Below are 14699 nucleotides of genomic sequence, written 5' to 3'. Positions count from 1 at the left end.
CCTCCCCGGCGCGGCGGGTGGGGAGCGGCGGCCGGGCCGCTCCCCACCGGTGTGGTCACTGCTTGACGAAGAGGGTGTTCACCTGGATCACGCCGAACGCGTCGCTGAGGAACGCGTTGCCGACCTTCGAACCGCGCAGTTCGTAGGTGGCGTCGTAGTAGCACGGCACGACCGGTGCCAGCTCGCGCATGATCTTCTGGTCCAGGGCCATCCAGGCCGCGTCCTGCTCGGCGGCGGGAAGCCGACGGATCCGGTCGATCTCGGCGCTGACGCCGGGGTCGTCGACGTAGGACAGGTTGTTGTTGCCCTCCGGGGCGATCTCCCGGCCGTCGTAGACCGGCGGGATGACCGTCGAGCCGGTCGGCCAGTCCGCGCCCCAGCCGCTCAGGTACAGGTCGTACGGGTTGTCCTTGCGGCCGATCTCGTCGTAGTAGCTGCTGGAGTCGAGCGCCTTGGTGGTGATGGTGAAGCCGCGTTCGGTGAGGGTCTTCCGGATCGCCTCGGCCTGCTGGGTCCGCAGTTCGGTGTTGGCGTACGCCAGCACCAGGGACGGGGTCTTCCCGGCGAGCAGTTCCTTCGCCTTCTGCGGGTCACCGGTCACCGGGGCGCCGAACACGTCGTACGCCCGCCAACCGGCGGTGGTCGGTGACATCAGGGTGGTGGCCGGGCTGCCGGCGGCCTGCCCGCCGATCGCCTTGAGCATGGCGTCCTTGTCGACGGCGTAGTTCAGCGCCTTGCGCACGTTGAGGTCGGTGACCCGCTGGGTGTTGATGGTCAGCGTCCAGGTGTACTGGGTGGGGCCCTTGATCACCCGCTCGGCGACCGGGCCGCTGGTGGTCCGGGACAGCACCGCCGGTGGCACGTCCTCCCAGGTGATCGAGGCCTGGTCGGCCGGCGCGTCGGCGACCAGCCGCTCGGCGGCCTGGGCGGCCTCCAGACCGAAGCTGAACCGGTACGCGTCCGGGTAGGCGGTGCGCAGCGGGTCGGTGGCCGGGTCCCAGTGCGGGTTGCGCTCCAGTTCCAGCGCCACGTCCCGCTGGTACGACCTGACCTTGTACGGCCCGGAGGAGAACGGGCGCAGGTCGTAGTTCTCCCGGGTGTCCTTCGCCGCGGGCACCGGCACGGTGGTCGCCAGGGCCGCCGCGTACGGCATGTCGCAGTGCGGTTCGGCGAAGGTGAACCGGATGGTCCGGTCGTCGGGCGTCTCGACGCCGTCCGGGGTCGCCTTCCCCCCGTCGTACGGGCCCCGGTAGGTGGCGTTGTAGACGCCGCCCGGGTACAGCCACTGCTGGATGTACTTCGGGCCCTCGTTGAGGTTCGGGGCGAACGACCGGGCGACCCCGTAGGCGACGTCCTTGCTGGTCACCGGGGAGCCGTCCTCGTACTTCAGGCCGTCGCGGAGGGTGTACTGCCAGACCTTGCAGTCGCCGTCGACGTCCTTGCCCGGGTCGGTGGCGAGGTCACCGACGACCTTCAGTTCCCCGCTGCCGTCCTCCTGGTAGCCGGTGAGCGACCGTTGGAAGAGCCCGCTGGTCATCTGCGCCCGGTTGACGTAGGTGCGGGCCGGGTCGAGGTGCTCGAAGTCGGCGTTCTGCAGCACGGTGACGGTGCCGCCCCGGCGGGCGCCTTCGACGGCCGGCGCGGGGCCGGTGTTGTCGGCCGGGTCGTAGGACACCGAGCCGGTCTGGGTGCGGGTCTCCTGCTCGCCGCCGCCCCCGTCGTCGGGGGTGGGGCTGCAGCCGGTGGCGACCAGCGTCACGGCCAGGACGCCGATGGACAGGGTCCGCCATTGTGCGCGCACGGTGTGCTCCCTTCTCGCCGGCCGTCTTCCGGCGGCCGGGCGTCTGGTGGGTGCCGGAACTACCGGTTCGACCTGGGGTCGAGCGAATCCCGCAACGCGTCACCGAAGAGGTTGAACGCGAGGACGAGCAGAAAGATCGTCAAACCGGGGAACAATGTGTAGTACGGATCGGTGGCGACGTATCCGATGCTGTTGTAGATCATTCGGCCGAGATCCGGAGTGGGCTCGGTGACGCCGATGTTGACGAATGCGAGAGCGGCCTCGATCGCGATGAACTGCGGAACGTTCAGCGAGACCGTGACCAGAATGGGCGCCCAGATGTTGGGCAGGAGTTGCCGTAGCAGGATGTGACCGGTGCCGGCCCCGGCGGCGCGGGCCGCGTCGACGAATTCACGTTCCCGCAGCGAGATCACCTGCCCACGGACGAGTCGGGCGGTGTACGTCCAGCTGAACAGGCCGAACGTGGCGACGATCAGGGCGATCCGGAAGCTCGGCGGCGGGGCCTCCCGGGCGGAGTAGAAGCGGTCCTCCAGGATGGGGATGACCGCCAACGCGAAGATCAGAAACGGAAACGCCAGGGTCACGTCGATGAACCAGTTGATCAACCCGTCCAGCCAGCCCCGGGCGTAGCCGGCGACGATACCGACGCCGACCCCGACCGCCGAGGCGAGCACGGCCGAGGCGAACGCGATGAACAGCGAGGTACGCAGGCCGTACACCAGCTGCATCAGGATGTCCCGGCCGGTCCCCGGCTCCAGGCCGAGCCAGTGCTCGCCGGTGATCCCCCCGGCGTAACCGATCGGCATGCCGAAGCTGTTGAGCCGGTCGGCGAACTTGTCGGTGGGATCGATTCCGGTCAGCGCCTCCACCAGCGGCGCGGCGAGGGCGAGCAGCATCGCCGCGATCAGCGTCCCGGCGCTGATCATGGCGGTACGGTCCCGGCGCAGGCGCATCCAGGCGAGCTGGCCGGGCGACCGACCGACCACCTGCCGCCCCTTTCCGTCGGTCGGCGGATCGACGGAGGTCATCACACCCTCCGACACCGGATCACCGGCCACGGAAAGGGCAGGCGGGTGGGACATGTCGCTCATGACGGGTCCCTTCGTCAACTACGGAATGAGTTCCCGAAGTCGACGCTAGAACAGTTCCAACGGTCGGATTGAATCGTTCCGGTAACGGTTAGATCGGTTGTCATGCATAGCTAACGATTCGGTCTCGCGGTCGACGCCGTGCAATAACGAGCCGATTCGGTTGTCAGCCGTTCGGTCGACAATCAGGTCCGCCAGCCGACAACCACCTCGTACCGGCGGAGGTTTTGCCCACCCGCCGGCGGGAAAGCGCCGACCGCCGGACGCGGCACGCGTACCGGCCGACGCGGACGGAGGGGTGGCGATGAGCGACGACGACGTGCGACGGGTGGCCCGGTCCCGGGCCGATCACCTGCCGGGTGAGACCGCCGGAGGCCGGGTCGACGCGACCGGCGTGCGGCCGGGCCGTACCGGCAACTCCCGCGAGGCCGGCCCCCGGCGCGGCACCGGCACGGTCACCGGCGTCGAGGACCTGCCCCGCAGCGACCTCGACCTGGGCGACACCGCCACCGACGGGCAGGCCGCCGAGGAGGCGATCGGCGCCCGCCCGGGCGAGAGCGGAGGGGAGATCGAGGACCGGACCGAGCGGTGAGGCCGCCCCGACCTTCGTGGCGCGCCGACGAGCGACGTTTGCGGCGCGCCGACGAGCGACGTTTGCGGCGCGCCGACGAGCGACGTTTGCGGCGCGCCGACGTGGGCACCACCGGGCCATGAACATGGATCAGCAGAAGGACCGCGCCGCCACCGACGAGCCGGACGGCAGCACCGCGTACGAGGCGTCCCTGCGTCCGCCCGGCGACTCGCTGCACACCACCACGGACACCGGTGACGATCTCGAGGACGGGCCGGTTCCCGGCGAGGGACGACCGGCGACCACCACCAGCCACGCCGGGTACGACGTGAACGACGTCGCGGGCAGCGCGGACCCGTCCCGCGAGGAGTGAGTGACCCGACCGGGACGGGGTGACTCAGCGTGCCCCGGCGTGGGACGCCGAACGGGCCTCGGTCAGGCCCCGGTTCGCCAGCGCGTCCGCCCGCTCGTTCTCCGGGTGTCCGTTGTGGCCCTTCACCCAGTGCCAGCTCACCTGGTGCCGGGCGCAGGCAGTGGCCAGCCGCTGCCACAGGTCGGCGTTCTTGACCGGCTGTTTCGCCGCGGTCAACCAGCCGTTGCGCTGCCACCCGGCGAGCCAACTGGTGATGCCGTTACGCACGTACGTGCTGTCGGTGTGCAGCCGGACGACGACCGGCCGGGTCAGGCTCTCCAGGGCCTGGATGGCGGCCATCAACTCCATCCGGTTGTTGGTGGTCGCGGTCGGCTCGCCGCCGCTGAGTTCCCGTTCGTGCGCGCCGTAACGCAGGACGACGCCCCAGCCACCGGGGCCGGGATTCCCGCTGCACGCCCCGTCGGTCCAGATCTCCACCACCCGGCCCGTGGTCTCCGTGCCGGCTCCGGTCGTCGTGTCCACCATGCCGGCAACCTACCGGCCCGGCGGTAAATGTCGGGAGCCGCCACCGCGGTTCTGGCAGGGTCGTTGCCCATGACGGACCACGACAGCCTTCCCGCGCGGGTACCGGACCAGGACAGCCGCCAGGCCCGGGTGACCGGCCAGGACAGCCTCCAGGTACGCGTGACCGGCCAGGACAGCCGCCAGGTAGGCGTGACCGGCCAGGACAGCCTCCAGGCGCGGGTGCAGCGGACGATCGACGATCTCGTCGCCTCCGGGCAGGAGACCGGGATCCAGGTGGCGGCCTACCTGGACGGCAGGATGATCGTCGACGCCTGCGCCGGTGTCGCCGACCCGGCCACCGGACGGCCGGTCACCGCTGACACCCCGTTCTTCGCCTACTCCACGGGTAAGGGCCTCACCTCCACGGTGGTGCACGTGCTCGCCGAGCGCGGCGCACTGGACCACGACCTGCCGATCGCCCGGGTGTGGCCGGAGTTCGGCCGGCACGGCAAGGACGGGGTGACACTGCGGCACGCGCTGACCCACTCGGCGGGCGTGCCGGCGCTGCCGGCCGACGTCACCCCGACGGACTTCACCGACTGGGAGCGGATGTGCCGGATCGTCGCCGACAGCGAGCTGCGGTGGGCGCCCGGCACCGCCACCGGCTACCACGTCTGGACGTACGGGTGGCTGGTCGGCGAGGTGGTCCGCCGGGTGACCGGGCGTACCGTCTCGCAGGTGCTCGCCGAGGAGGTGACCGGGCCGCTCGGCCTGGCCGGGGAACTCTTCCTCGCCGTACCCGGGTCGGAACTCGGTCGGCTGGCCCGGCTGGTCGACGGGAACTGGTCGGCGATGCTGGCGACGATGCGCGCCCACCTGCCGCACTTCGACCTGGCGGTGCCGCCGGCCGTCGCCCCGGACGCCGCGTTCGGCAACCGGGCCGACCTGCTGCGGGCCGAGCTGCCGGCGGTCGGGACGGTCACCGCGCGGGGCATGGCCAGGCTGTACGCCGCCCTGATCGGCACGCTCGACGGGGTACGGCTGGTCTCCCCCGGCCGGCTGACGGAACTGTCCACCACCCAGATAGCGGGAGTGGACTGGACGCTCGGCCTGGAGATCGCCTGGGGGCTCGGGTACGGCGTGGATCCCGACGGCTCGTTCGGCACCGGCGGGGTCGGCGGCAGTCTCGCGTACGCCTATCCGGAGCTGGGCCTGACCGTCGCCGCCACGAAGAACCGGCTCTCGGCCGGCGACGGGGACCCGATGGAGCAGCTCCGGGTGATGATCCGGGACGCGGTCGCCGGCGACGGACGACCTGGTGCCACGACCCGGTGACCTGCCCACGCGTTGACATGCAGCCGTACGGTTCCCTAACCTTAGGCAACCGTACGGCTGCATGTGCGAGGTGGGGATGGACGCGGTGTTCCGGGCACTGGCCGACCCGAGCCGACGCCGACTGCTCGACAGCCTCCACGAGCGCAACGGACAGACGCTGCGTGAACTCTGCGCCGGGCTGGAGATGACCCGCCAGGCGGTGAGCAAACACCTGGCCGTCCTGGAGGCCGCCGACCTGGTGACCACCCGGCGGCAGGGCCGCGCGAAGCTGCACCACCTCAACGCCGCGCCGATCAACGCCGTCGCCGACCGCTGGATCGGCCGCTATCACCGGGAACAGGCCCGCGCTCTCGCGGACCTGCGGAGAGCATTGGAGCAACCACCCATGGCCGCACCCACCTTCGTCTACACCACGTACGTCAACACCACCCCGGAACAACTCTGGCGGGCCCTGACCGAGCCGGCCTTCACCCGTCGGTACTGGGGCGGTGCGGCGCTGGAGTCCGACTGGCGGGTCGGCTCACCGATCCGCTGGCAGGACGCCCCCGACGAGGAGCCCCGGGATCTCGGCCAGCGGGTGCTCGAAGCCGAGCCCTACCGCCGGCTCTCCTACAGCTGGCACCTCATGCAGCCGGGACACGCCGAGTTCTTCGGCTGGTCGGCCGAGGAGTTCGCCGAGGCGGCCCGGGAGCGGCGGTCCCGCGTGACCTTCGAGCTGGAACCGTACGGCTCCGGTGTCCGGCTCACCGTCGTACACGACGACTTCGACCCGGGCAGCCGGATGCACCAGGCGATCAGCGGCCAGCTCGACGGTAGCGGCGGCTGGCCCGAGCTACTCGCCAGCATGAAGACCCTGCTGGAGACTGGCGCACCGCTGCCCACCCCCTGACCCGCCGGCACCGGGCGACCCCGGCCCGGAAGCCGGCCGGTCGGATCGGCCAGAATGGCCCGGTGGCGAAACGTGGCGCGACCCGGCGCACGACCGACGAGCTGGCCTGCCCGTGTGGCTCGGGACAGCGGTACGCGCCCTGCTGCGGGAGGCTGCACCGGGGCGAGGCCGACGCCGGCACGGCCGAGTCGTTGATGCGTGCCCGGTTCGCCGCCTTCGCGGTCAGGGACACCGCCTACCTGCTGCGGAGTTGGGACGCCACCACCCGCCCGGTCGCGCTCGACCTGGAACCCGGGACGCGGTGGACCCGCCTGGAGGTGCTGTCGACCAGCGGGGGCGGCCTCTTCGACGCCACCGGCACGGTGGAGTTCCGGGCCCACTACCGCGAGCGGGGGCGGGTGGGCACCCTGCACGAACGCAGCCGGTTCCGCCGTACCGACGGCCGGTGGTTCTACCTGGACGGACGTACCGACCCGGCGTGAGCCGGTGGCCCGGCGAACCCCTGAGCCGGCCGAAGCGGCCCGGCCACTGCGGCCCTGCCGAAGCGGCCCGGCCGCTCGCGCCGGTGCGCGGGTGACCGGGTCAGCGGGCGGTCCCGCCGTCGGCCGGTGGCCGGATCACCATGGTGGCTTCCGGGTCCTGCCGGGGCTGCGGCAACTTCCCGTCCGTCGGCGGGATCCGCACCGTCGCGTCCGCGTCCTGCCGGGGGAAAGCCGTCGTCGCGTCCGCGTCCTGGCGGGGGAAGGCCGTCGTCGCGTCCGGATCCTGACCGGACAGAGTCGTCGCCGCACCCGGGTCCTGGCTCGGGAGCGCGGTCGTCGCGTCCGGGTCCGGTCGGGGCGGCATGGTCGTCGCGTCCGCGTCCGGGCGTGGGATGAAGGCGGTGGCGTCGGCGTCCTGACGGGGGAAGGCGTAGGTCTCCTCGGCGTCCCGGGCCTCCGCGTCCCGGGCCTGCGGATCGGTGCCGCCGGTCGCAGCCGACGGAACCGGGGCGGTGCTGCCCGGGACAGCCGGCGGGGGCGACGTCGGCCGGGCGAGCTGCCGCTCGACGTCCAACCGGGCGGCCCGGTAGGCGCGGGTGTGCGCGGCGATGGTCCCGGACTCCTGCTCGGCCCGGCTGAGCCAGGACTCCCACCGGTTCTGCATCGGACGCACCAGGCCGCCACCGACCCCGACCACGAGGATGCCGCCGATGGTCGCCAGGACGGCGATCAACACCGGCGTGGTGACGGTGGTGGCGATCCCGACCTGGTTGAGGGCGGCGATGACGCCCAGCCCGATGATGAAGACCGAGGCGACGTTGGCCAGGATCCGGCCGTAGGAGAGACCGCCGAGGGCGCTGCCGATGATGTCCTTGACCGCGCGGGCGATGGCCGCCGCGACCACCACGATGACGATCGCCACGAACGCGCGGGGCAACCAGGCGATGATCCCGGCGATCAGGTCGGAGATGGGGTTCGGGCCCCAGACGCCGAAGGCCAGGTACAGGGTGAGCAGCAGGACCCCGAAGTAGGCGAGCTTGGCGACGATGTCGCTGGCGTCGTACTGGGAACGCGCCAGGGCGGTGCGGACGCCACCGCGCTCCACCATCCGGTCGAAGCCCACCCGCTCCAGCACCCGGTCGACCAGCCGGCGCACCGCCTTGGCGACCAGCCAACCGGCGACCAGGATCGCCACGAAGGCCAGGGCTTTCGGCAGGAACAGCAGGACGGCGCGCAGCGCGTCACCGACCGCGTCACCGAGGTTGTCTGTCATGTCGGTTGTTCCTTCTGTCGACAGGGCACAGTAGTGGTTTCGCCTCTACCCACTGCCCCGGCCGGGAACACCTCCCCACCGGCGGGCACCGCCAGGGGACGTACCCGTGGAGAAACGTCGACGACGGGCCGCGGCGGCGAGAGGCGGCCGAGCACCTCCGAGCCGAGCCGGTCCGGGCTGGCGGGGGCGCACTACGCTGCGGCCGACTTCAGCGAAAGGAACAACCATGCGCAGGACGCTGCTGCCGCTGGCCGCGCTCTCCCTGGTCCTCGTGGCGGCCGGTTGCACCATCGAGATCAGCGACGGCACCACGCCGGACCCCGGTGGTACCACCGTGCCGTCGGACTCACCGGTGACCGACCCGCCGTTCGGCGACGGCAGCAGCGCCAACGACAACGTCTCGCCCACCGCCGCGCCGCCCGCGAAGGTCCCCGCGCTGACCTGCGACCAGGTGGCCGAATCGGAGCTGGGCAGCGCCACGGTGCGATACAACAACTACCCCGACCCGATCCCGCTGACCGAGGGACGCTGGGCCGGAGAGGACGGCGTGGTGGTCACCCTGCAACCGCCGTGCGCGATCGGTGACCTGACCGGCGACGGCGCTGCCGATGCGCTGCGCGCGAGCATGCTCGACGGCGGTGGGACAGGCAAGTTCTGGGCCATCACGCTCTGGCGCAACGTCGACGGCACCCCGGCCTACGTCGGCACGGTCGACCTCGGCGACCGCACCCCGATCCAGAAGATCACCATCAGCGCCGGCCAGGCGCAGGTGGTCTACCTGACCCGCCCCGACGACGCCTCCATGGCCGAGTTGGTGATCGAACGCACGGCCACCTACCGGCTCATCGGCGACAAGCTGGAGGAGATCGGATACGTCGACAAGCCCCACTCCTGACTAGCTCTCGCGACCGACGCTGGCCGCTGTTGGGGCTGATGGCGTTCCCGGCGAGGCCGTGCAGTCGAGGGTCGGCCTGGATCACGCCGCCGACTGGGCGCAGTTGGTCTCCGTGTACTCGCGCTGGTTCCCCTGCCGGCAGCACCGATCGGACGTTTCGACCAGGTCGTGGCCGGGACGCATCGACTGGCCATGCACCCGCGGAGACGCTCACCTGGCGGGAGGGCCCGAAGGGCACCATGATCTGCCGGTTCGGCTTCCTTCGGCTGCGGTGGACGGACGGTCGACGGCCCGCCTGAGCCGTCGGCCTGCGGGCCGGCGTCGTGATCTCGACGCGGTACGGCGGTGGGAGGTTCTCCGACTATAGTGGCGCGGTCACGTCATTGTGGTGGGAAAGGGCGGTAATGGAACGGCCGGAATGGGCGCCAGCAGGTGTTGATCTCAGTCGACCGAGCGTGGCGCGGGCCTACGATTACTGGCTCGGCGGCTCGCACAACTTCGAGGTCGACCGGGAGTTCGCCCGCCAGGCAATGGCGGCGGTGCCGGATCTTCGCCTGGTCGCACGGGCGAACCGCGAGTTCCTGCATCGCGCGGTGCGGTTCATGCTCGATCAGGGGATCCGGCAGTTCCTGGACATCGGGTCCGGCATCCCGACGGTGGGCAACGTGCACGAGATCGCCCAGCAGGTGGATCCGGACAGCCGGGTGGTCTATGTGGACATCGATCCGGTGGCGGTGACGCACAGCACGCACATCCTCGCCGGCCAGCCGAACGCGGTCGCGCTGCTCGAAGACCTGCGCCATCCGGAGGCCATCCTGGCCCACCCGGAGACCCGCCGGCTGCTGGATCTCGACCGGCCGGTCGGCCTGCTGCTCGTCTCGGTCGTGCACGCGGTACCGGACCACGACGACCCGCACGGGCTGATCAGGCGACTGTGGACGGCGCTGGCTCCGGGCAGCTGCGTGGCGATCAGCCATGTCACCACCGACAGTCGGCCGGACGAGATGGGCGAGGGCACCCGGCTCAGTGGCCGGACGAACACGCCGGTCACCGCCCGTACCCGCGCTCAGGTGGAGGACCTCTTCGCCGGGCTGGACCTGGTGGAACCCGGCGTGGTGTGGTCCCCGCTGTGGCGACCCGAGTCACCGGCCGATGTCGGGGAGCACCCGGAGCGGATGAGTTTCTACGTCGGAGTCGGACGCTGCAGGTGAGCGGTCGGTCCGACGCCGACGGAGTCGACGACCGGCATCACCCCGGCGTCGAGGAGTTCGTCACGGCGTGGGCCACTGCCCTGCACCGGGCCCACTACGTACCGATCAGCGCCGGGCAGCGGCGTCGCATCGTTGCCGGGCTGGCGGACCGCCTGGTGAGCGCGGTCCTCGCCGAACCGGCCGAGCCCGGCGACGGGCACCGGATCGGCGCCGATCTGGTGGCCGCCGGCTTCGGGTCGCCGGAAGCGCTCGGTGGGACGATCGCGGTCGTCGGTTCGCGGTTCCTCGGCGAGCTGGGTCTCGCCGCCGACCCCACCCGTACGGCCCGGCTGAACGGCCTGCTGGCGGAACTCGCGGCGGGCTTCGCGGCGGCCGCGCACGACCGCAGCCTGCGAGCCCAGGACACGGTCCGGCTGGCCGCGCTGGCCGCCCGCGCCCAGGCCGAGGAGGCGTTACGGGTCAGCGAGGCCAGGTTCCGCCGCTTCGCCACCCACGACCAGTTGACCGGGCTCCCCAACCTGACACTGCTCACCGAGCAGTTGGGACGGCTGTCCACCGCCGGTGTGCCGACCGACCGGGTCGGCGTCTGCTGCCTCGACGTCGACGACTTCGCCGCGGTCAACGACGTCCTCGGGCATCAGGTGGGTGACCTGCTGCTCCGCGAGATCGCCGGCCGGCTCGGCGCGCTCACCGACCCGCGGATCGACCTGGTGGCGCGGCTGGACAGCGACCGGTTCGCGATCCTGGTCCGCGACACCACCTGCACCGAGGACACCATCAAGATCGCCGATCAGGCGCTCGCCGCGCTCGCCGCCCCGTTCTCCGTCAACGGCACCGAGGTGCCCTTGACGGCGAGCGCGGGAGTGGCCGAGGGCACCGTCGCCGACGGTGCCGCCGCGACCCTGATGCGCGCCAGCGAGATCGCGCTGCACTGGGCCAAGGCGGACGGGAAAGCCACCCTGCGCCAGTTCGACCAGGACCGCAGCAACGCCGACGCCGCGCGTTACCGGCTGTCGGCGGCCATGCCGGCGGCGCTGCGGCGGGGTGAGTTCACCGCCGTCTACCAGCCCATCGTGGCTCTCCGGTCCGGGCTGCTGACCGGGGTGGAAGCCCTGGCCCGCTGGCGGCATCCCCAGCTCGGCCTGCTGACCGCCGCCCGGTTCATCGAGCTCGCCGAACGCACCGGCCTCGTGGTGGCGCTCGGCAGCCAACTGCTGGAGCAGGCGTGCCGGCAGACCAGTCGTTGGCAGCGGGTCCAACCCGGCCTGTACGTGAGCGTGAACGTGTCGGTGCGCCAGCTCCACCAGAACGGCCTGGCCGGCGCGGTGGCGCAGATCCTCGACCGGACGGGCCTGCCGCCGCATCTGCTCCAGCTGGAAGTCACCGAGCAGGCCGTGATCGATCTGACCGGTGTGGTGGCGGAGACCCTGGCAGCGCTGATGGAACTCGGCGTCCGGATCGTCATCGACGACTTCGGCATCGGCTATGCGAACCTGGCCAATCTCCGCTCACTCCCCCTGCACGGCCTCAAACTGGACGCCAGCCTGACCCGGTCGTCGGCGCAGCCGGCCAGGTGGCCGGGGGCCCGCCGGCCCGACACGGATGACGACTTCCTCGGCACCGTCGTGTCGCTCGGGCACAAGCTCGGCCTCGTCGTGACCGCCGAGGGCATCGAAACCGCCCAGCAGGCCCACCGGCTGGCGGCGACCGGTTGCGACAACGGACAGGGTTGGCACTTCGGCCGTCCGGTGCCGCCCCACGAGATCACCGCCAGCATCGCCGCGCAGCAGCACCGCGACGCCGTGCCACGGCACACCGGGCTGCCGGTGCTTCCGGTCCAGCGGCGCTGACGCCGACGCACCGCCGACCCGGCACCGGGGGCCACGGGAAGAGGCCCTGGGCGGCGGGTCGACGGCGCGTCTGTGACGGGGGTTGGGTCACTCGTTCTTCGCGGGGTAGGCGGCGTCCACCTCCACCTCGACCAGCCAGCCGTTGACCGGCAGGTTCTCGATCTCCAGCGCGAACCGCGACGGCCGGGCGGGGTTGACCACCATCGGCGGGGCCGGGGCGGCCGACCCGAGCGGCACGAGCACCGGCTTACCGGTCGACAGGCTGGTGTTGGCGAAGAACTGGCGGTACGCCCGGTTCCAGCCGTTGAAGTCCATCCGCTCCTGGCCGGCGGGGTTCTGGAGGAACACCCGCATGCTGATGACGTCCTGGTAGGTCAGGCCCGCACGGGCGAGGTTCTCCCCGATCCGGCGCAGCACGTTGATGCCCTGCGCCTCGGTGATGGTCACGCCGGGCGGAAGCACACCGCCGGGGAACACCTCGGTGTCGATGTAACGCGCCTCCGACCCGGCCGGTGCGGCCGGGTTGAGGGCGGCCGGGCCGAGCCCGCTGGTCTTGTAGAGCGCCGTGCCCTTGCCGATGGCCACGCCGTCGGCGATCGAGGGGTTGTCCTGTCCGGCGGGGAGCAGGGTGACGGTGGTACCGGGCCGGGGCGGGAACAGCCCGCCGGCGACCGCGCCGGTGGGGATGGCGAGGAGGACGGCGGCGACGGGGACGAGGATGGCGCTTCGGCGCACGGTGGGGACCTTTCTGCGGGGGCGGCCGGGGGTGGCAGGCGTACTCATGCGGCCGTGACGCGGGCGTGCAGGGACTCGACGGCGACGCGGGCGGAGACCATCGCGCCGTGCTGCCAGGCGATGGCGTGGCTGAGGTGGTCGCCGGCGAAGTAGACGTTGCCGGTCGGCTCCAGGAGACTGCGGTACGCGGCACCGGTCTGCCCACCGACGGCGCCGGGCCAGCCGACCCACGCCCCCTCGGAGAACCGCGTGGAGGCCCAGTCCCGGGAGTAGGAGGCGGTGATCCCCTCGCCGTACACGTCGCCGAAGATCTTCTTGCCCTGCCGTACCGCCTCGGCCAGGCGCTCCGCCGGGGTCAGGTTGCCGTAGAAGTTCGCGTTCCCGCCGGTGTTGTAGTAGCCGATCATGGTGCCCCGCTCGCCGTTGTAGCCGTACGACGGGTGCCACATGTTCCCGAGGTTGGTGTTGGCGTTCGTGATGCCGCCGTAGATGCGGAAGTCCTGCTCCCACCACCGGCGGTCGTACTCGATGCCGATCTTGCCGGCGTTGGTGACGCTCACCGACCCGAGGGCGGTGACGACCGCCGTGGGCAGGTTGGAGCTGATCTTCGCGGCGATGTGCGGCGGAATGGTGTTGATCGCGAAGTCGGCGACCGCCTTCTTCGGACCGTCCGGGGTGGTGTACACGACCTCGACGCCCGAGGTCGTGTTGCGGTACTCGACGATCTCGGCGTTGTAGCGCATCCGGCGGGCGCCGATCGCCGCGGCGAAGGCGTAGGCGATCCTGTCCATCCCGCCGACCGGCTGGTACATCATCATCGCCTGGTCGAAGCCCATCTCGAACGAGAAGTAGTTGCCCACGGTCGAGGCGAGAAGGTCGGACATCGCGTACGGCGCGATGGTGGTGCCCGACTCCAGGCCGGCTCCCGGCTGCGTGGCGTAGCCGCGCCGCCCGCCGCCGGTGTACCGGAAGCTGGCCGCCGGGTCGCCGGCGACCCGGGGCCCGATGGCACCGAAGCTGCGCAGGTAGGACAGCAGGCGCTCCTTGTCCTCGGCGGTGAGGTACTGGTCGAGCGAGCCCTGGTCGGTCGCCTTCGCGAGCAGCTCGGCCGTGTACCCGTAGGCGTCCGCCTTGGCGGCCCGGTGCCGGACCGGGACGCCGTTGAGGGCACCCGGCACGTTCTCGCGGTAGAGGAAGGCGTCGGCGTTCTGGTTGGTGAAGACCTCGATCGGGACGCCGAGTTCCCGGCAGTAGTCGATCGTCACGTGCATCTGCGGGATGCGGCCGGGGCCGGCGTTCATGTACTGGCCCTTGGAGAAGGTCGCCCGCTGGGTCTGCCCCTTGAGGTCGGTGATGGTGTCTCCGCCCCGGACGGTCCGGTTACGACCGCCGGGCCGGCCGCGCCCCTCCAGGACGGTGACGTCGTACCCGCCCTTGAGTAGTTCGTAGGCCGCGGTGAGGCCGGCGATGCCACCGCCCATCACGATGACCGTCTTGCGGCCGTGCCGGCCGAGGTCGCTCCTCTTCGGTGGTGTGAACGGTGGTGTCTCCGCGGCGTGCGCGCTGGTCAAACCGAGCGCGCCCATGCTGTGCAGCATGACGCCGGCACCACCGGCGATACCGACGCGACGGAGAAAGTCCCTGCGGGTCTGGCTCATCAGGCCTCCGGGTGTGGGGTTGATCAACCCGGAC

Annotated in this window: 13 protein-coding genes and 1 pseudogene; 8 read left to right on the top strand and 6 right to left on the bottom strand. The window is 71.5% G+C overall.

The annotated features are described in order from the left end of the window. Window positions 1-55 precede the first annotated feature (55 nt). Window positions 56-1801, bottom strand: coding sequence for an ABC transporter substrate-binding protein (locus PVK37_RS19670; RefSeq protein WP_275028987.1), 1746 nt, complete (start codon window positions 1799-1801; stop codon window positions 56-58). 59 nt (window positions 1802-1860) lie between these two features. Further along, the gene (locus PVK37_RS19665; RefSeq protein ID WP_275028985.1) at window positions 1861-2892 is read right to left on the bottom strand and encodes an ABC transporter permease; all 1032 of its coding nucleotides are present in this window, start codon (window positions 2890-2892) and stop codon (window positions 1861-1863) included. Window positions 2893-3193: 301 nt separating this feature from the next. Here PVK37_RS19665 and PVK37_RS19660 point away from each other — a divergent pair, with 301 nt between their 5' ends. Together PVK37_RS19660 and PVK37_RS19655 are read left to right on the top strand one after the other, a co-directional pair. Continuing rightward, window positions 3194-3481 (top strand): hypothetical protein, encoded by a 288-nt coding sequence (locus PVK37_RS19660; RefSeq protein ID WP_275035342.1) that lies wholly within the window; start codon window positions 3194-3196, stop codon window positions 3479-3481. 118 nt (window positions 3482-3599) lie between these two features. Next, a complete protein-coding gene (locus tag PVK37_RS19655) occupies window positions 3600-3833 on the top strand; it encodes a hypothetical protein (RefSeq protein ID WP_275028983.1) in 234 nt (77 codons plus the stop codon). Window positions 3834-3857: 24 nt separating this feature from the next. Here PVK37_RS19655 and rnhA read toward each other — a convergent pair whose 3' ends face one another. Next, a complete protein-coding gene (gene rnhA / locus PVK37_RS19650; protein ID WP_275028981.1) occupies window positions 3858-4358 on the bottom strand; it encodes a ribonuclease HI in 501 nt (166 codons plus the stop codon). Between the two features lie 69 nt (window positions 4359-4427). Between rnhA and PVK37_RS19645 the strand changes: the two genes are divergently transcribed. The 3 genes from PVK37_RS19645 to PVK37_RS19635 all read left to right on the top strand — a co-directional run bounded on the left by PVK37_RS19645 (window position 4428) and on the right by PVK37_RS19635 (window position 7043). Next, window positions 4428-5672 carry a serine hydrolase domain-containing protein gene (locus PVK37_RS19645; RefSeq protein ID WP_275028979.1) on the top strand — a complete coding sequence of 415 codons (1245 nt, stop codon included), beginning with the start codon at window positions 4428-4430 and terminating at the stop codon, window positions 5670-5672. Between the two features lie 61 nt (window positions 5673-5733). Then, on the top strand, window positions 5734-6561 hold the full coding sequence (locus PVK37_RS19640; RefSeq protein ID WP_275028977.1) for an ArsR/SmtB family transcription factor: 828 nt from the start codon (window positions 5734-5736) through the stop codon (window positions 6559-6561). A 62-nt stretch (window positions 6562-6623) separates the two neighbouring features. Further along, on the top strand, window positions 6624-7043 hold the full coding sequence (locus tag PVK37_RS19635; RefSeq protein ID WP_275028976.1) for a YchJ family protein: 420 nt from the start codon (window positions 6624-6626) through the stop codon (window positions 7041-7043). Between the two features lie 546 nt (window positions 7044-7589). Here PVK37_RS19635 and PVK37_RS19630 read toward each other — a convergent pair. Further along, window positions 7590-8316: pseudogene (locus PVK37_RS19630) on the bottom strand (membrane protein); the annotation flags it as partial. 226 nt (window positions 8317-8542) lie between these two features. Here PVK37_RS19630 and PVK37_RS19625 point away from each other — a divergent pair. The 3 genes from PVK37_RS19625 (at window position 8543) to PVK37_RS19615 (ending at window position 12272) form a co-directional block, all read left to right on the top strand. Further along, window positions 8543-9211, top strand: coding sequence for a hypothetical protein (locus tag PVK37_RS19625; RefSeq protein ID WP_275028975.1), 669 nt, complete (start codon window positions 8543-8545; stop codon window positions 9209-9211). A gap of 404 nt (window positions 9212-9615) precedes the next feature. Further along, the gene (locus PVK37_RS19620) at window positions 9616-10422 is read left to right on the top strand and encodes an SAM-dependent methyltransferase (RefSeq protein ID WP_275035180.1); all 807 of its coding nucleotides are present in this window, start codon (window positions 9616-9618) and stop codon (window positions 10420-10422) included. Then, complete coding sequence (locus tag PVK37_RS19615; RefSeq protein ID WP_275028973.1) at window positions 10419-12272, top strand: putative bifunctional diguanylate cyclase/phosphodiesterase; 1854 nt, start codon at window positions 10419-10421, stop codon at window positions 12270-12272. The genes PVK37_RS19620 and PVK37_RS19615 overlap by 4 nt, the downstream gene beginning before the upstream one ends. A gap of 87 nt (window positions 12273-12359) precedes the next feature. On the opposite strand, the gene PVK37_RS19610 is transcribed toward PVK37_RS19615, so the two are convergent. Further along, window positions 12360-13007 (bottom strand): Rid family hydrolase, encoded by a 648-nt coding sequence (locus PVK37_RS19610; protein ID WP_275028971.1) that lies wholly within the window; start codon window positions 13005-13007, stop codon window positions 12360-12362. Window positions 13008-13051: 44 nt separating this feature from the next. Beyond that, window positions 13052-14665 carry a flavin monoamine oxidase family protein gene (locus PVK37_RS19605; RefSeq protein ID WP_275028969.1) on the bottom strand — a complete coding sequence of 538 codons (1614 nt, stop codon included), beginning with the start codon at window positions 14663-14665 and terminating at the stop codon, window positions 13052-13054. Window positions 14666-14699: the final 34 nt, after the last annotated feature.

The sequence above is a fragment of the Micromonospora cathayae genome (assembly GCF_028993575.1).
GTDB classification, from domain to species: Bacteria; Actinomycetota; Actinomycetes; order Mycobacteriales; family Micromonosporaceae; genus Micromonospora; species Micromonospora cathayae.
Note: the sequence above shows the minus strand (reverse complement) of the source record. Positions and strands in the feature narration are given on the sequence as shown.